At 51.6% G+C, this 18,419-nt stretch carries 13 protein-coding genes; 6 read left to right on the forward strand and 7 right to left on the reverse strand.

Features of this window, described 5'->3' with window-relative positions; genetic code table 11:
- The first annotated feature begins 40 nt into the window (after positions 1-40).
- On the forward strand, positions 41-934 hold the full coding sequence (locus ACKI61_RS02930; RefSeq protein WP_407456312.1) for a geranylgeranylglycerol-phosphate geranylgeranyltransferase: 894 nt from the start codon (positions 41-43) through the stop codon (positions 932-934).
- 245 nt (positions 935-1,179) lie between these two features.
- The gene (gene purF, locus ACKI61_RS02935; protein WP_407456313.1) at positions 1,180-2,565 is read left to right on the forward strand and encodes an amidophosphoribosyltransferase; all 1,386 of its coding nucleotides are present in this window, start codon (positions 1,180-1,182) and stop codon (positions 2,563-2,565) included.
- Here the strand turns inward: purF and ACKI61_RS02940 are convergent, their stop codons facing one another.
- Positions 2,566-3,486 (reverse strand): NAD-dependent epimerase/dehydratase family protein, encoded by a 921-nt coding sequence (locus tag ACKI61_RS02940; RefSeq protein ID WP_407456314.1) that lies wholly within the window; start codon positions 3,484-3,486, stop codon positions 2,566-2,568.
- Positions 3,487-3,658: 172 nt separating this feature from the next.
- On the opposite strand from ACKI61_RS02940, the gene ACKI61_RS02945 reads away from it, so the two are divergent.
- The 4 genes from ACKI61_RS02945 to ACKI61_RS02960 are packed head-to-tail and all read left to right on the forward strand — an operon-like array spanning position 3,659 to position 6,684.
- Positions 3,659-4,693 (forward strand): D-alanine--D-alanine ligase, encoded by a 1,035-nt coding sequence (locus ACKI61_RS02945; RefSeq protein WP_407456315.1) that lies wholly within the window; start codon positions 3,659-3,661, stop codon positions 4,691-4,693.
- A gap of 5 nt (positions 4,694-4,698) precedes the next feature.
- A complete protein-coding gene (gene tsaB, locus ACKI61_RS02950) occupies positions 4,699-5,334 on the forward strand; it encodes a tRNA (adenosine(37)-N6)-threonylcarbamoyltransferase complex dimerization subunit type 1 TsaB (protein ID WP_407456316.1) in 636 nt (211 codons plus the stop codon).
- A gap of 29 nt (positions 5,335-5,363) precedes the next feature.
- Complete coding sequence (gene rimI, locus ACKI61_RS02955) at positions 5,364-5,837, forward strand: ribosomal protein S18-alanine N-acetyltransferase (RefSeq protein ID WP_407456317.1); 474 nt, start codon at positions 5,364-5,366, stop codon at positions 5,835-5,837.
- Positions 5,830-6,684, forward strand: a complete 855-nt coding sequence (locus tag ACKI61_RS02960; RefSeq protein WP_407456318.1) for an ElyC/SanA/YdcF family protein — start codon at positions 5,830-5,832, stop codon at positions 6,682-6,684. Before rimI ends, ACKI61_RS02960 begins: the two co-directional genes overlap by 8 nt.
- Here ACKI61_RS02960 and ACKI61_RS02965 read toward each other — a convergent pair.
- From ACKI61_RS02965 to ACKI61_RS02990, 6 genes are all read right to left on the reverse strand, one after another.
- Positions 6,670-8,475, reverse strand: a complete 1,806-nt coding sequence (locus ACKI61_RS02965) for a glycoside hydrolase family 9 protein (protein WP_407456319.1) — start codon at positions 8,473-8,475, stop codon at positions 6,670-6,672. The two genes, ACKI61_RS02960 and ACKI61_RS02965, sit on opposite strands and share 15 nt — an antisense overlap.
- An 84-nt stretch (positions 8,476-8,559) precedes the next feature.
- On the reverse strand, positions 8,560-9,390 hold the full coding sequence (locus tag ACKI61_RS02970; RefSeq protein ID WP_407456325.1) for a deoxyribonuclease IV: 831 nt from the start codon (positions 9,388-9,390) through the stop codon (positions 8,560-8,562).
- A 21-nt stretch (positions 9,391-9,411) separates the two neighbouring features.
- Positions 9,412-12,534: a right-handed parallel beta-helix repeat-containing protein gene (locus tag ACKI61_RS02975; protein WP_407456320.1), complete on the reverse strand. Its 3,123-nt coding sequence runs from the start codon at positions 12,532-12,534 to the stop codon at positions 9,412-9,414.
- On the reverse strand, positions 12,534-14,159 hold the full coding sequence (locus tag ACKI61_RS02980; RefSeq protein WP_407456321.1) for a FecR domain-containing protein: 1,626 nt from the start codon (positions 14,157-14,159) through the stop codon (positions 12,534-12,536). Before ACKI61_RS02980 ends, ACKI61_RS02975 begins: the two co-directional genes overlap by 1 nt.
- A 101-nt stretch (positions 14,160-14,260) precedes the next feature.
- Entirely contained in the window at positions 14,261-14,590 is a 330-nt protein-coding gene (locus tag ACKI61_RS02985) for a stress response translation initiation inhibitor YciH (protein WP_407456322.1), read from the reverse strand.
- A 90-nt stretch (positions 14,591-14,680) separates the two neighbouring features.
- A partial coding sequence (locus ACKI61_RS02990; RefSeq protein WP_407456323.1) for a cadherin repeat domain-containing protein occupies positions 14,681-18,419 on the reverse strand: 3,739 nt, incomplete at its 5' end.

An 18,419-nucleotide genomic window follows, 5' to 3' on the forward strand; every position in this document is an offset into this window, starting at 1 on the left:
AGCCATAATATATCTTTTTTCAAATAGTTATATTTGAGCCATGCTCCTAGCGCTCGTTAAAATGTCCCGGCCGGTGAACATCGTCATCGCGATGGTCACGCTCGTAATTGGCTACTACCTTCTTTCGTTCATGCCCATCCAGCAGGGCGGCATTTCTTGGAGTTCACTCGTCTTGCAAACGCTCGGTTTTGCATTTGCCATCGCCTTTGCGAACATTCAGAACGACATTTGGGACTTGGATAGCGATCGTCTGAATCGCCCGGAGCGCCCTCTCGTACGCGGAACCATTTCGGTAAAGACAGCGCAATGCGCCTGGATCATTTTTCTCGTCTTGACGATTGCCTGCGGTATCGCCGACAGCATCGTTTCTGGCACCAACTGGACTGCGGCCATTTTCTTTGTACTCCTGAGTCTCTTGCTCGTCACCTACAACAAGTTCCTGAAGCATATACCGCTACTCAAGAACATGGCGGTGGCACTTCTCTGCGTAACCCCCCTGATACTTTGCTTTTTCTACCCTGCAGGCATCAGCGAGACAGAAAACTTCACGATGGAACCTGCCGACAAGATCGGGTTTCTCTACCCCGCTATGTTGTTCGCCTTTTTACTAACAACCGCTCGCGAAATTTACAAGGACTTGGAAGACGAATCGGGCGACCTAAAAGCAGGCATCATGACTTTCCCGCTCATTGCAGGGGCCCCCACCGCAAGGCGCCTCGCCGGCCTCATTTGCCTTTTCAGCTGGGCCATTTTACCGCTCCCAGTGGTGCAGGGCTACTACCCCACGCTCTTCCTAATTATTACCGGAGCCGTATTTACTCCCGCCATTTTTGCTATTCTCGTGTTCGCCCACAAGCGCAACTACCGCCGCGCCCAAAAACTCGTGAAAGTTGCCATGTTTGCAGGACTTGTCGCCCTGATTGTTAGTTGTTAAAAGCAAAGCCTTCGTTTTTTTACAATTTATGTAATTCCTCAAATTTGGTTTTACATTTAGTGTAAAATATTTTCCAATGATATTCTCAAAAACACTTTTTTTCCGCCCCAAACCCGCATTATCCTGTTCAAAGCAGCAATTCGGCACATTTTTTGCTTAACAAGGGCGGCCGTTCCTTTGCTTGCACCCGTCCGGGTGGGCTATGACCTTCGAGGTAGAGGGAACATACATTTCAAAGAGGCGTTATGCTCGACGAATTGCACGAAGAATGCGGAGTGATCGGCATTTACAATGGCGACACTGTCGTAAGGAATATTACCATGGGGCTTTACGCCCTGCAGCACCGCGGGCAGGAAAGTGCCGGATTCGCGGTCACTGACGGAGACAAGATTCGCGTCCGCAAGTCCATGGGGCTTGTATCAACCCTTCTCCGGGAACACGACATCAACGAATTTGACGGATTTGCAGGCATTGGCCACGTGCGTTACAGCACCACAGGCGCATCAACCTTGGCCAACGCGCAGCCGATTCTCGTAAGTTGCAAATGGGGCCAGATTGCAGTCGCCCACAACGGTAATATCACCAACGCCGCCGAGCTCCGTGCCGAAATGGAAGCCGACGGCCATATTTTTCAGACAACATCTGACTCCGAAATTCTCCTGCACGAAATCGCCCGCACCGAGGCCGCCGACTTAGGAGAAGCCATCAAGAAGGCCATCACCAAGTTTACCGGCAGTTTCTGCCTCGTGTTTATCAGCAAAGACACCATGTACGTCGCCCGCGACGGATTCGGATTCCGCCCGCTGTCGCTTGCCCGCATGGGAAAAGCTTGGTGCGTTGCCAGTGAAACTTGCGCCTTCGACTTGCTGGGCGCCCACTACATTCGCGACATCCAGCCGGGCGAATTCCTGACCATCACCAAGAACGGGCTCCATTCCGAACGCTTCGTGCAAAAGGACCGCTTGGCCCACTGCATTTTCGAATACATCTACTTCAGCCGCCCCGACTCAAAAATTTTCGAACAAAGTTGCGATAAGATCCGCCGCAAAATGGGCAAGCAGCTCGCCAAGGAATGCCCCGTCGATGCCGACATCGTGATTTCAGTACCCGACAGCGCCACTACCGCAGCCCTCGGCTACGCCCAGGCCAGCGGCATTCGCTTTGAAATCGGCCTTCTCCGTAACCATTACGTGGGCCGCACCTTCATCGACCCCACGCAGAACGTGCGCGAACAGAAAGTCAAGCTCAAGTTCAACCCCATCGAAGGCGTACTCAAGAACAAGCGCGTCTGTGTCGTCGAAGATTCTATTGTGCGCGGCACCACGCTCAAGATTCTATCCAAGATGCTGCGCGATGCCGGCGCTCTCGAGGTCCACATTCGCATTGCATCGCCACCTGTGGCGCACCCCTGCTTCTTCGGCATGGATTTCCCGAGCCAGGGCGAACTGGCCGCAAGCTCCATGACACCTGCCGAAATCGCCAAGATGCTCGGCGTCGAAAGCCTCGGTTACTTGAGCGTCGAGGGCATGAAGGAATGTACCGGCGAGGGCGAAAACTACTGCGCCGCCTGTTTCGACAACGACTATCCCGACTACATCGGGACCAATACGAACAAGACCCGCTGCGGTTAACTAAACCTGTTCATAGGTCCACTTGACGTGGTCCATCATGAACTCGTGTGCATCAAAGGCCAGTCCAAACTGGTCTTTGATTTTACCCACATCAAAGAGCATCGGCTCGTCAGCCCAGCCAAGGTCCGTTTCAACGATTTTCGACTTGCAGCCGGGCTTCAGGGAAATCATCATTTCGGCAATTTCCTTCCAGCTCATCCAGACTTCGCCAAGGCCCAGGAAAATTTCCTCATTCTTGTCGGATTCGAGCAGGCTCATGTAGAGCCTAGCCTGCTGGCTTGCATGGATAAATTGCGTGCCATCGTTCTTGATGATGTTGATGTCCTTGTTTTCCTTGACGGCCTGCGCCATGGTAAAGAAACGGCGGTCCGGTTGGCTACATCCGTCAGGCCATGCCGGGTTTCCGAATGTGTAGCCCGGGCGAATAATATTACGCGTCATCTTGACTTCGGGGAACTGCGTTCCGTAGCCATGCGTAAAGCCAAGCACGTAGGCTTCACCTGCGGCCTTGGTGGCACCATAAAGATCCATAGGCAAGTTACTCGTCACTTCGCGCATCGAAGGACGCATACGGCCCATTGCCGCGGTGCTACTGGTATAGATGAACTTTTTACAGCCAGCCTTTGCCGCATTTTCAAGTAGCGCCACAGTCGCCCTGGTGTCGTTCATCAACATGGCAGAAGGAGTGTCACCCCAGCCGAGAGCAATATGGATGCAGGCGTCGCAGCCCTGAAGTCCTTCGGCCATCAGTTCAAAATCCGTCAGGGCACATTCCACGAACGAAACATTCGGCAAAGCCTTGAGCGTCGGAACCTTATTCGGGTGGCGAGTCGCAATCACCACCTCGTGACCTTTTTCGAGCAGGGCCTTCACCACGTAGTGACCAATGAAGCCTGTACCGCCAGTAACAAACACACGCATACATATACCTCTCTAATACCTACAAAATACAAACCTTTCGCCTTACGGGCAACCTAGTTTATAAAAAAATATGGAATGAGGAATACGATACTTCCTACAGTCTACTTCCTACCGCCTACTTCCTACTATTTTACTACATTATTCACAAAGTTTTTTACTAAAGAGGTTTATAATGGCTCGTATGCGCGTACTCGTTTTAATGGGTGGCCCGTCCACCGAACATGATGTTTCCGTTGTCAGTGGCACCGGCGTTGTTCGTGCCATGAACCCGGATCGTTACAACATTCACCCGGTGCTCATCGACAAGGACGGCACCTGGCACTGGTCTTCCCGCGAACTTTCTCCCTACCAGAAGGACAATTTCTCGGTCAATTATTTCCGCGGACTCGAAGGTACGGCCGCTAACTGCAAAAAGTCTCCGGCACTTTCCGAACTTCCCGACGCCGACATCGCCTTCCTCGCGCTCCACGGCAAGTGGGGCGAAGACGGTCACATCCAGGCCATGCTCGAGAACTGGGGAATCCCCTACACCGGTTGCGGCCTACTTGCCTCGGCACTCGCCATGGACAAGGTGAAGACCAAGGAAATCTATAGGGCAAACGGCATCCCGACGCCTCCGTATCGCGTCATCTGGAAGCACGACTTTACCGGCGACACGCTCGTGTCCGTTTCCGATGAACTCGGATTCCCGCTGGTGATCAAGGACCCGCTGGGCGGCTCCTCCATCGGCATCGGCATCGCCAAGGACCTTGACGAAGCAGGCAAAATTGCACAGGACCTGTTCAAGGATTCCAACCGCCTGCTCTGCGAAAAGTTCATTGCCGGCGAAGAAGCAAGCTGCGGCTATATCGAAGGCGAAAAGCCGCTCCCGCCGACCGAAATGCGCATGACCACCCGCGAATACTTTGACTTTGAAGCCAAGTACAACGGCGAATGCAAGGAAGTCACCCCGGCCGAATTCGAGCCCGACCTCACTGCCCGTATCCAAGAACTGGTGAAGAACGCCCACTACGCCATCGGCGGTTCGGGTTACAGCCGCACCGACGTGCGCATCACCAAGGACAAGCAGCTGTTCGCCATTGAAACAAACACGCTTCCGGGAATGACTCCGACCTCGATTTTGCCGGCCGAAGCGGCAAGCATCGGCATTACCTACAGCCAGCTGATCGACATGATCATCGACAAGAGCCTCTACATTAAGCGCTAAGTCCCATGACCTTCGACTTATTTGTAGATACTTCGCGCAAGGGAATCTCGATGGCGCTGCTCCAATCGGACGCCGCCGACCCATGCTACCTGGAAACCGTCGACGAAACGGCCCGCGGCGAGACCGCCTCGGCCATGCTCGACGCATTGCTTGAAAAGGCCCACGCGAGCCTCGACCAAGTCACGCGAGTCATGGTGACGGTCGGCCCCGGATCTTTCAGCGGACTGCGCACGGGAGTCGCCTTCTGCGAAGGCTTATGCTTTAGCGGCAAGCGCAAGCTCTACGGTGTATCCACGTTGCAAGCACTCGAGAGCTTTGCCGACGCGCCCGAAAGTGCGGCAGTCATCATCCGCGCCCGCAAAGGCTACTGGTACCTGCGCCAAGACGAAAACGAAAGCTTTATCGAAACGGCCCAGGTCATCGAAGCCCTCAAGACAAATCCGGTAAAGACCGTCGTCGTAGACGAGGCCGCCCTCGCTGACGAAGTCCTGTCGGACTACATCGCCCATTCTGGCGCCAAGGTCGTGAACGAGAAAGGCCAACCGCTTTCGCTATGGCAAAAGCTTTTCGACAAGGTAGAGCCTAGCCTCACGCAAGAAGCAAACTACATCCAGCCGTCGTATTTCGAAAAGTTGCACTGAGCTTTTCCGCAAAAAACAGGAACTGCGCCATGCCCATACGCCAAATGAATTCCGCCGACATTCCCGCCGTGCTGAAAATTCAGGGTGAACTTTCGTTCCAGGACTGGAACGAGCGACAATACGAGATTGAAATCAAGGCGCCCTACACTTACGCCGTCGTTTACGAAAATGAAGGGGCCATCTTGGGCTATGCGGTATTCCATCTGCTTGGTGCTGATTCCGAACTATTGTCGATTGCAGTCAAAGATACCGAGCAACGCAGTGGAATCGGAGGCAAGCTTTTGCAGTCGGGTCTTTCACAGCTTGACCTGGAAAAGAACGACTGCTGCTTTCTGGAAGTCCGCGAAAACAATCTCAAGGCTCGCCGCTTTTACGAGAAACATGGATTCACGCTGTTTGGAATCCGCAAAAGATATTACGCCGATGGAGAAAACGCAGCCCTCTACCGCACCGAGAACCGCAGCGACATAGACCCATCGCAAAAAGGAGTTCAACTTGTCTAAACTGCCCACCAAGAAACAGATTCAGAAAAAGAAAATCATCTTGAGCGCAACGGTCCTGCTTGCATGCTTTTTAGTCGTTGCATTTTACCTGATTATGACACAAAGTGGGCACTGGCTTGTGCAAGACGACGAATTTGACCATGTAGACTGGATCGTTGTTCTCGACGGACAGTCTGCAGACATGGAACGCACCGATCTGGCCGCAGAGCTCATGGCAAGTGGAAAAGCTGACTCCGTCTTGATTCTCGGTCGCCGCATCATGCGCAATCGGAACAACGCCGAGTTCTACCTTGATGACTTTATGCGGCAAGGACATTTCGACAGCAACGCCGTCTTCATTGTGCGCCACGACGATCCTTCATCCATCGGTGAAGCATCGACCATCATCCCCTGGCTCAAGAATCGACATGCAGACACCGTCCTTCTGCTTACAAGCTCCGCATCGACCTACCGAGTCAAAAACATTTTTGAGACACTTTCCGGCGAAGGGATAGTTTACCTGACCCAGGACAACCACCACCACCAATACAATGCGGACTCATGGTTTTCAAGCCGGGAAGCACGCAAGGAATGGCTGCGCGGCTGGGCCGCCCTATTCGCTTCGTACATAGACCTGTTTTCGGCAAATGTGCTCACCGAAGCGGATTCTTGCTACTATAGACCCATCATTTCAGCAAAGGAATATGAAGCCGAAAAGAATCCCGTCGTGGACTTGCAATCACTGATTCCCAAAGTTTCAGAACAGCCGAGTGTCTCTGACACGCTCAAGGCCGATTCACTCAAGGCGGACACAGCTACGATCGACACGGCACGTGTCGACAGTTCTTCTGCTCTAAAGGCAAAGTAAGGCAAGCACAGCCGCCAATGGGGCATTCCAATTGATGGCCGTTTCGTTGCTCGCAAAAGAGCACCGTTCATCTGTATAGGAGAACCCCGGCAAGGCTCCGGGATAATGCGGAGCTCGGTGCAAGTCCTGCCTGTCGCAGTTGATTCCTCCTACCAAGAGTCCCGGAATCGGTTCCTTGATGCCGTCGGAATGGCTTAGCCTGTGGTGCGGATGCACCGGAGAACTCCACGCTGAGCCCGTCACAAAGCTCACATCTACCGGATTGCGGCCATAGATAAAGTTCACCAGCTCGCGGCTCCAGAAACCAAGGGAATTCCCATCAACGGAGCTTGTCCACCGGTTTACAATCGCAAGAGTCAGAGCATGGTTTGCAATTTCACCATTGCTGCCCCAAATAAACTTGCGAACCGAGATGCCATAAGCATCGTGCTTCTGCAGCTCGATGATCTGCTTAGCCGTATTTTCGAGAGCTGTTTGAGCGCGCAGCTGCAGTTCCTTGTCAAAATCCTGAAGGGCAAGAGCGATCCAGCCGAAATTCTGCGTGTCACGCCAATCCAGTCCAAGCTTCGGCGGCAAAGCGTCCATATCCGCAACGAGCTGCTTGCGGAGTGATTCTGCCGTCAAATCGCCGAACAAGCTACCAAGTTCCTCGCCGCGTGTCTGCAGTTCGCGGTAAAGCATGGCCCGCGCCCAGAAGAATTCATCATCTGCACATTCATCGCCGTAGCCCCCACTGCCTTCGGTATTGTGCGGCCAGTCTACAAACGGGCGCTCGGCCGCCCAGCGGTATGCCGCCACCGCGGCCTGCAGGCAGCGTTTCGCAAACGCTGCATCGCACCCGCGATACACGCGGCTCGCCATCGCAAGCGCTCCTGCAAAATTGAGCGTCGATGTCGTCGACTTGCCCAACACAAAACGTTCCTGCAGCAGGTCAGAATCGCGCGGCGATACAAAGCCATCCCAGTGCCCAGGCGTTATCTTGAAGAACACGCCTCCATCGGAATCCTGCATCCGCAGGAAAAACTCAAGTTCAAAACGAACTTCGTCTTTGAGGCTATGCATCTTAAGGCCGTCCTGTAAAACAAACGGAGCCTCACCGCGAATCACCTGATTGAGCTTGGTACTGTAGTCATAATCGACTGAAACCTCCGCCAATTTCAAGCCGGAACGCTCATACTCCTGTTCAACAAGCTCACAAGCCAGTAGCAGAGTTCCGACCGACACACCGCCATTCACGATATACTTGCCGTAATCCCCGGCATCGTACCAGCCCCCATGCGCATTCCAGGTGCCACTACGGCCCATGCTCGGATGGAACTTGATCGAGTCATCTAGATGCGAAGCCGGTCTCGCCCACTTTCCCGCAAAATCCGCGGTCAGCTCAACGCCGCTTCGCTGATAGTAGAAAGACTTGATGTTTGCCACTAGCTGGCGGAAAAACCATACCGGTGAGATTTCAAACGGAGCTGTTTCATAAAGCAGAGTTTCCCTCTCTGCACCACCTCTACGCCAAATCTGAATTGAATAGAGCCCAGGATCACGGACTTCCGAAAAATTCCCAGTCCAAAGGCCTTCTCCCGTATACTCACATTCTCCACAATGTTCAAATGTTCCAAGTGACAGGATTCCTTCCCAAACCGCTTCACTCCTGACTGTACGGCGCATAATGCTAAAGTAACAGTCTTCGGGCATAATCCGTCCCTGTACCGACAACTCGGCGGGATTCACAAAGAAAATTTTGGCATCATCGGGAGTGTAGCCCACATGATTGTATCGGACAGGAATCTTCATGACGCAAGAATAGCATTTTCAAAGAATCCATCGGGTGTCCAGAGGCTACTTATCTGTTTACCACCGCAACCGCTAGCAGGCCACCTATCTCGATCTTTGTCGCACCAGAGCGATTTCCTTTTCGTACCCGGGCAATTCGTTGGGCGTTTCCAGGTAAAAAGGCAACTTCTTAAGCGAGGGGTGGTTCACGACCCGCAACAGGGCAGAAAGACCGATAAAGCCCCCTCCCAACACCTCATGACGGTCCTTGTGACTACCCATCGGATTCTTCGAATCGTTCAAATGAATCGCCGAGAGCCGATTAAGACCTATCGTCTTGTCAAATTTTTCCAAGACACCATCCAAGTCGTTCACGATATCGTAACCGCCATCAAAGACATGGCAAGTATCCAGGCAGACACCCAGCTTGTCCGAAAGTTCCACACGATCAATGATGGCATGGATTTCCTCAAAGGTCCGCCCCACTTCGGTGCCCTTTCCGGCCATCGTCTCTAACAGCACCAAAGTCCTCTGCTCAGGCTTCAGGATCTTGTTCAAGGCATCAGCAATCAGATCAATTCCGACATCGACCCCCTGCTTCACATGGCTTCCCGGATGGAAGTTGTACATGGCTCCAGGGAAATGGTCCATGCGAAAAATGTCATCCTTCATCACATCGACCGCATATCCGCGAAGACCCTCGTCTGCGGCACAGGCGTTGAGCGTGTAGGGAGCGTGGGCAAGAATCGGACCGAAATGATTCTTTTCGAGCAAGGTGACAAGAGCTGCCGCATCCGCCTTGTCAAAAGGCTTGGCAGCACCCCCGCGCGGATTACGCGTAAAAAACTGGAACACGTTCGCCCCAATCGAAAGGGCGGTCTCCCCCATGGCAAGAAAGCCCTCCGAAGAGGATAAATGACAACCTATATGCAACATAGACATCTTCTTTTAGGAAAACTAGAACTCGTAATTCAGCGCTGCCATCACATAGAAATCCTTATATTCATCGGCACGGTTATCGGGGCGATAATTGAAGAGCGCCCCTAAAGTCCAATCCGAATAAAGCGAAGGCGTATGGTGAACGCGCAATTTCGAAGACGCCTCTATATCGAGTTCCATTTCGTCATACTTTTCATCTTCTATTTCATAGCTTAGGAAATTTTGACGCAGGCTACCCGACAGCGAAAGTTCGAGCAAATCCTTAGTGAGCTCGATATCCAGATTATCCATCACGCTCCATTCAAATTCACTCATCTCGTTACGGTTGTAGGCCTTGTAGCGTGGTGTCACGACAAACATATTGCGAACTCCATCGAGGGAAGTTGTCAAAGAAACTGGATAACGCTGCTCAAAATAGTCGCTACCATGGAAGTAGTAACCAAGGATTCCGTAAGTTTCATTCGTAAAGTTAAACGGAGCAATCAGTTTATCCTGCTCAAAGTCAGACATGTCCGACATGGTCACGATGACTCCACCCACATTCAATACATTCTTCGGGAACTTGAAGGAGAGGCCAAGTTCAAGGGTATGCTTCATCAACTTTTCAGTGAACTGAGTGGCCAAAAAATCTTCATCGGCTAATTCATAGTACTGCATCCAGCGACTGGAATCAATTTCCATCGTATCGAGACCATCAATCACCGTAAGACTCGGACGTCCGCCAGAAGCCTTGAACCATGGATCCTTATAGATCCCCGAACTGATGGAATAGTTCGCATAAAGGCGTTGTGGCGTACTGCGCGTCCTGTAGTTGAACGCATACTTGAACGAAAGCCCCACCTTCTCGTTCAGCTTGAAGGTATTGCTCAGGTAGGCGTCGTGAATATAAAGCGTCCTGTTCTGATCCTGCTCATGTTCCTTGAGCCAGTCGCTTTCCGCCCCCGAGAACATGCCCCACTGGGTTCCTTCGCCCATGCCGAAAATATTGTAAGCGTCACCTTCGCCCGCCGCATTTTCGACATTCATGGTGTAGCCAAACCCAAGATTCCAGAATTCATAGATTTTCTGTTTCAAATTTCCACCGATCATGCGCGTATTCTGCAAAAGATCCGGCGAACCGGCGCTGTAATATTCGCGACCCACATAGCGGAAGAACCCTTCGATAAAGGTTTTGGAATTCGACCACTGGTAAGCTCCCGACACGGCCCAGTGCTCATGTCCCCAGAAGTCCGCATGCGACGGGCGCATTTCATCGACCTTGGTTTCCTTTGCCATGGCTGACGCCTGGGCAAGCAAGCGCTTCAACTCGGCACGCATTTCGGAAGGAGTCATCATCGAATTCTCACCAAATATCGCTTCCAGCTTTTCAACGCTCAAGGAATTCACCCGATTGGGATTCGACATCAACTCGTTTAGCAAAGCAAAATTCGACGGATCAAGTCCAGCATCGGAGAACACCTGGTTAACTGCACGAATCTTTGCGACATTCACCGTATCGGCTCCCCCCACAGCCACCTGACCATTCAGCTTGATATCTCCCGGGAAGAATAACCAGTTTCCATCGGCAAAGAAGTTCTTCGAAGACACCAGCGGATTGGAGGTGTTGGTCGACGACGACATACCATCCCTAAAAAATGGATCTTCCAGGTAATCCTTGCTGGAGATAAATCCAAGGGTTCCATTGAAGCGGCGGTGCATATTCCAGCGCACCTTGCCACCAACGATCATCCGTTGCGCTTCCGCTTCTCCATCGTCCACATAGTCCTTGTAGACATCATAATTGCGACGGCCTTCCTTCTTGGGAGCATTTTCCTCACCTACAAAGACAGATCCCACAAATAGGGGATCCCGCGCCGAATTTTTGAACAGGTTGATATCGTAGGAAGCGCCAAAAGCGTTAAAGCCTGCCATATAGAGCTCACCGGCATTGTTGAAGAAATCTCCCAAGACCAACCGCTGCATGGCATCGGTGTAGCTTGCCTGGAATTGGTAAACTTTAAAGTGGTCCCAAGAATCGCTCGCAACATCTGCAATCAACTCGTAGGTGGCCCCCGACGGAGATTTCATCAAAATGTTCGCGTTCCAGTTCGTAAAGAATCCTGGCACCTGGAAATAGTTGACATAGCGCTCGTGTCGGCACACGGTATCTTCCTGCGACACGTAGGGCTCATTTTCGTGATTGTGTTTCGTCAAGACCTTGTGATAACCGACTTCAACACCGACATTTCCCGAAATGGACCAGACCGAATCGAGCGAAGAATCCATCTGCTTTCCAACAAATTTTCTTCCATCGGCGTAAGGATTCGTCGGTTCTTCACCAAGGACATCGATATGATCATTTATCGCATCAGACAAATCCTTCTGGTTCTTATTCATTGCCAGTTTGATGTCTTCGGAAGGCAAATCACTTGAAACAACGCCAACCATGTTTCCTTCGATGACGGAATTGCGCTGTCTCAGGCTGTTTTCACCAAAATCTAGGATAGCAACGTCGTTTACATCCAGGTGAGACCGCAGCAAAGCGATGGAAGAGCCTTCTCCCGCCACTAAAGCGATGCGATTTCCCGACAAGGACGAAGCATCAATGTCAACCGAAGCGCTGTGGGTTGCCCATACGCCAATGGAGCGGCAATCCTGTATCTGGGTCCACTGCATGGCAACAGATGCATTGCGTACATAGACGCCCGCCCTTTTCGCATTGGATACGATCGCATCGCGGATTTCAAGTGCACCACTTTCTACAGCAAAGCCAAAGGTTGCGTTCTCCACATGGATTCCCTGCACTTCGGCTCGCTTGAGCCCCGTAACAGAAACACCATTCCAATATTTGTTCTTTTCCAAGGAGGTCATGATAACGGGATTGTTCGCCTCCCCCATAATGGCAAGCGAACCACCACGGACATCGACACCGGCCCCTTCGTCAAAGTAGAATTCGACTCCCGCTTCGACAATCAGCGCCTTTCCATCAGGAATCACCAGAGTTTCCTTAACCCGGTATGGCGAATGATCCTTCTTCAAGAAACCGGCCACCGGGCCACCAATAACGCTCTCCTGGGGGAACTCCCTATCAACGGCAAACGCACTCACGTGGAGTGCTGCCATCATAAACAAGGCGAATACCCAACCAGCCCTTGTAATCATCAACGGACCTCGTAATCCTTCTTACCCTTCGACACGTAGCCGCTCTTGTGAACCACCTCTATGTCGAAACGGTTTTTCCCACCCCGCAAAAGTGTCACCGGAATTTGGTAGTCCAGGCTATGAATCTGCGATAGGGATTCCTGTAATATAACTTTTCCATTCTGCCGGACAGTCACCTTGTACAGATATTCAGGATTGTTTTCTGGAATTCTGATTCTAAACTGGAGCGTCTGCAAAATCCGGTCAAGAACGTCCTTCGGTGGGGGCGGTACCTTGAGCACTTCCCTAGCCGCGCCAAAGACCTCAACCGTAAAATGCTTGTTCGGATAGCAGCCCATTATCTTTGAAATTTCAGCCAGGTTTCCGGCCTGGTCCTCGATGCGCAACACATATTCATGCCTACCCTTCTGCAGTTTCACCCTTTTCTGGACATTCTTGGTTACCGTTTCTTCGAGAATTTGGCTACCATCTGCCTGGACGACAAATATTCCAGCATCGTTCTGCATCTCACCGACAGATACATTGGCAATACAGCGCAGCGAATCGTAGGTTGCAATCGAAATGGTCGGAGCCTTCGTGTTGACTTCGGAACAGGCCTTGTTCACCTGCAGTTCAATCGTCTTGCTATTTGTCGCCGAAGCGCTCTTGAACTCAACAACCGCCTTGTCGGCAGTCCAAAGCCCCGTTTCGTCGTTCACCACGATTTTTTCAGCAAAAGAGTGAGCCTTACCATCAGAAGAGCGAATCAGGTTGCCCGAGGTGTATCCGCCAACCTTGACAACCAAGGCCGCAGACTCGTCCGATGTACGGTACGACCCTTCCACGGTAAATCCGTTTTCGCAGATTTCAATCGGAGATTCTGTCTTCAGGATAAATCCATTTTCGGGCAACTGCGCCGCAGCCTTCTTCTCTTCTTCCTTCAGCTGTTCCTGGAAAACAGTATCGGCCTTCAGGATTTCATCTTGCAGCACCTTCACCGACTTGGACTTGGCCGAAAGTATTTTTTCGAGAGTTCTTGCAAAGCGAGCGTTTCCCGAAGAAACAAGCTTCACAACCACGAGCGAATCTGTGCCAAAGGTTGTTTCCCCAGCAATAATAGAAACTGGCTTGCTGGACCCCTTGGGTGTAATTTCAAGCTTTCCAGTCTTTAGGCCCGCAAAGAAAACTCCTTCTCCGCCAATATAGCCTTCCGTTCCGCGAATCGATGCCGTCGCCGTCCCAGTCTTGAAAATGAACTTAGACTTTTTGTCTTTCAGCTTATGTACGGCAAAATTCAAAAAACCCTTGTTGATGTCGATTTGGGTTTCAAAGCCGCCCTCGTCGTTGGGTTCAAATAAATTCACCAACTCCACTTCGGTCTTTTCGGCAATTGAAATAGAACTTCCATCGGGAAATCCAAAAACCACTTCGGATTCTTCCCCAGTACGAACCTTGTCGGACTGGTAGAGTTTGGCACCCGGATGCAGTTCCTGCCAGTTGTCCAGTTTCGCCTTCCAACGAGTTACATCGCCTAGGGTCATGCGCACCTTACCCACGGCAGGTGCTGCAAACAACATTGCCGGCAAAACGGCAACAAACAACATCGCATGCAAAAGCATTCTGCGCGAAACAATAAACCGAACCATACGAAGCCCTCTTCTCTTTCTATCTAGAAAATAGACTTTTTTTTAGAAAAGCGGTTCAATTTTTTTTTGCTGGTGATAAGAATCAACCCAAGGAGACTGTCCTAGCCTCCCGAGAGTTTTACCGTATAGCCCCTTTTTTCCAGCTCGGCCTTCAGGACATTTCGCTTGTCGCCCTGAATTTCGATGTTAAAATCCTTGACGGAGCCACCCACACCGCATTTTTGCTTCAATTCGCGCGATAGTTGCTTCAATTCATCCTCTTCAAGGGCAATTCCCGTGACGACACTAGCCATTTTTCCGCCACCGAGCCTTTTCAGCTGGATCCGCACCACGCCATCGCCCTTCGGAGGAGCGGCCTTCGGCTTTTCTTCCTTGACACGGCCACCCAGAGCCGTCGAATAGACCAAAGTGCTACGTTCTTCTATACCCATACAAAGCTCCTTTTCATCGTGTTTCAAAGCCCCACCAAATTATAGAAAAAGCCCCGGCAAAGCCGGAGCTTCAACTATCTTGAATGAGCTTTACTTGTTAGGCGGTCTCTTGTAGCCGAAGGACTTCAGGAGTTCGTCGCCAGACTTGACCTTGTCGCCCATTTTCTTGCCCGTGGGATCAGCCACCGGCGGAAGCGTACAGCGGAGTTCCGAGCGGATGGACGCTTCCACCTTGTAGAGGTAAGAACCCGTTGCGTAGAGCTTGCCGTTGTCGGCCTTCACAAAGCCATCCTTATCCGGTTTCTTTTCGAAGTACATCTCCAAGAGACCCGCTTCGTTCGCGAAGCTCGGATCGTTCAGGTCCTGCGTAAAGGCGTAGTAATCCACAAAGTTGCCAAGAGATGTGTAGATCCAGATCTGAACATGCATCTTGGACCTGTACATGTTCACCTGGGAAAGGTCACCCGTAAGCTTGAAGCCGTCTTCGCAGTAGTCTTCCACGTACTGTTCCACGGTCACCTTGGTCGCATTCTCGGCGTCAACGCCTTCCAGCGGGATCATGCCATCGGAACTAACCAAGTCATCCATCGTGGCAAGGCCACCCACGGCATTGATCACGGGGAGTTTCACATCCATCGTAAGTGTCGGACCCAAGTGCTTGGAGCCCTTTACACCCGGATAAGGTTCCTTGCCGCTTCCGTCCTTGGTCTTGAACTTGCCGCCAATCAAGGTTTCCTTTTCTTCACCCGTAGTGGGGTTACGAATGCTAACAGCAAACGTCTGTCCTTCTTCTGGCGGATTGACTGCATAGTATTCATCCACCTTTTCCTTGGTAATTTCGGTCACAGGCTCTTCAACAGCGAGATCGACATCCTTGCTGTCCTTCATCACGACGAACACGGTGTCAGATGCTTCGTTGCCCGCCTTGTCGCGGTAGAAGCGGACAATCACGTTTGCACCCTTTTCAAGACCCTGGAGAGTCAAGGTATCCTGCTTGACGCCATTGACAGTCCATTCCACCGTCACGTAGTTGGAACGAACAACGCTGCCGTTTTCAGGCGTAATGATTTCGACCTTCGGACCAACCTGGTCGAGCACGATGAATACCGACTGGGAGGCCGCATTGCCGTACATATTCACATAGGTGTAGGTGACTGCATAGCCGACATCGCCTTCTTCGTTCTTCACCATGACGCCCTTTTCGTCGATTGCGTAAGACACAACCGTCGAGTTGCCCAAGGTGTCAGCCTTTTCGGACACGACCGTAAAGATACCTTCAGAAGCAATCTTTCCAACGACATCCGTGCTGGACGAAGAAGATTCCTTGCCATCCTTCGAAGAAGACTTCTTCGAGGCGCCCTGCACCATCAGTTCACCCGACGGGCCCTTGGCGAGGACTTCACCCGTATTGGCTTCAGCCTGGTAAGAAATCGTCACTTCTTCACCATTGATGACGGTCTTGTAGGAAACCGTGATGATTTCCAGGGAGTCGATCTTGCCCTTCGCGTTCATCACAGGCACCTTGACCGGTTCACCCTTCTTGTCCGTCACATAGGAAACCGTCACCGTATCCTTGCCGTAGACTTCGTTGTAAGTCAGCTTGACTTCATCTCCGTTCAGCGAAATACGGGTGGCTTCGTTGCTCAGCTTGATGTCGTCAATCGGCCGAGTATTCTTCGCAATGTCAGAAACCTTATTGAGGGTCGTCTGCGGAACGACAACAGGTTCAAGGCTTATTTCGACTGCAAAGGCGGTGTCGCGCTTGCTTGCCTTGTCCTTAACCGTCACATAGATCGAATCCTTCAGCTTGTTGACATAGATGTTGGTGTCTTCGGCAGCAAGGTCGGTGCGTTCCACAATCGTGTAAACGTTTTCGGCCTTGACATCGACAGCCTTAGCAGACACGGTCACCACCGGAGTATCGTCGTTGAACATCACGACTATCGTATCCTTACCCGGATAATCCTTGGTCGGATCCTTGTAGGTAATCACGATGACGTTCTTACCCTTCTTGAGCGTGGTGTCCTTCGACACGATTTCGCCATCCTGCTTCCAGGTGATCGTGCCTTCGGGCTGGTTCGTGTAAATCGTATCGGGGTAATTCCAAGTAGAATCGATGTTTTCGTACTTGGTAATGACCACGTCGCTCCATTCTTCCACATTCTTGATCTTGATCTTGAGCGAAGCTATATCGGTGAACTCACCATCATCAACCTGAACACGCAGCGTGTATTCACGCGCCTTGAGTTCATAGTCGAGCGTATCCTTCAAGGTCACCTCGCCGGTCTTCGGATCAATAGAGAACATCGTCGTATCGCCACCGATAACCTTATAGGTCAGATTATTGTATTCCGAAGCCTTGTCCGGATCTGTCGCGACCACCTTGTCGATAACAGAACCAACCGGTGTATCTTCCTTGACCGTGATGGTCTTGTCGTCGAGATTCGGAGCTTCGTTCACATCCTTGATCTTCACGCGGATAATCTTCGATACAGAGCCGCCCTTGGTGTCGGTGACCTTCACCTTGATCGGAAGTTCCGTATTCTTTTCATAGTCAAGAGAGGGGCACTTGTCCGTCTTCACCGTGACAATGCCACTGTTCTTGCCAATGTCGAAGCACTTGCTGTTGTCTTCAGCGAGCGTGTAGGTCAGCACGGTGTCGTAGACATCCACGTCTTCGGCAACAATCGTATCAACGACAGTTCCCTTCTTCGCATTTTCAACGACTTCGATGACTTCCGTCTTGATTTCCGGCAGCTCATTCACATCGATAAGCGTAATCGGCACCGTCTTCGTCATCTTGATGGACGGATCCTGCTTGTCATAGTAATCCAGGACTACGCTGAAAGCGTCCTTGACGCCGCAACGATCCTTGTACGGTTCAGACTCGCAGTCGAACTTGACCTTTGCCACCAGTTTGATATTGAGCGGTCCACCATATTCCAAGTCAAACAGAGCGGTATCGCCACCCACCAGCTTGAACTGGTTGTCATAGAAGTCGACATTTTCCGGCCTTGCCATGGAGTCAATGTCGCTCGGATGCTCGATTTTGCCAATGGAATCGCCAATCTCGTTGTTTTCGGCAATTTCACACGGCCACACGTCGAAGAGCGGAGACTCGTTCACGTCGCGGACTTCAATCACACGGATGATCGTATCCTTCAGTTCGGCACCATGTCCATCCGGTTCGGACACGATGACACGCACGGTATACTGCGGATTTGGATCGGTGTTGGAAGTCGCATTACGGAGCGTTTCGTAGTTGAGCAAGGTGCTATCCTTGACAGACACGATTATCTTCCACTTGTCCTTACCCTGGCTGTTCTTGCCCACATTCTTCTTGGTGATAACGAAGAGGTCCTCAGCGGTCTTACCGGAGACATTGGAGCTAACCTGTTCAATCGAAGGAACAAGCTTTTCCATGTCACCGGCGTCTTCGTCATACACGACATATTCGAACACCACCTTACCCGTCGGCACATTTTCGTTCACGGCCACGGTCAAGATATCCTTGCCATGATCGCCGCTTCCACGGTTCGTCGTATCGCAGTGGGCAACGCACAGGGTGTCAGAGTCGTCATCATCGTCGTCATCGTCCGGATCATCGATGATAATCTTCGGACGTTCGTCAACATCCTTCAGTTTGATGATCACCTTCGCAGAATCTTCAAGGCAGGCGGCACCAGCGACAAGCTTACCCTTCGAGTCGTACTCGCAGTTGGTCACCTTGACATAGAATTCAAACTTCGGATTGGTTTCGAAGTCCAGCTTGGACGAATCCGTCACAACCACCTTGTTGCCGTTCATGTCGAACGGCATGTCCGGCGTC

Origin of the sequence: Fibrobacter sp. (assembly GCF_045601785.1) — a bacterium.
Taxonomy (GTDB): Bacteria; Fibrobacterota; Fibrobacteria; order Fibrobacterales; family Fibrobacteraceae; genus Fibrobacter.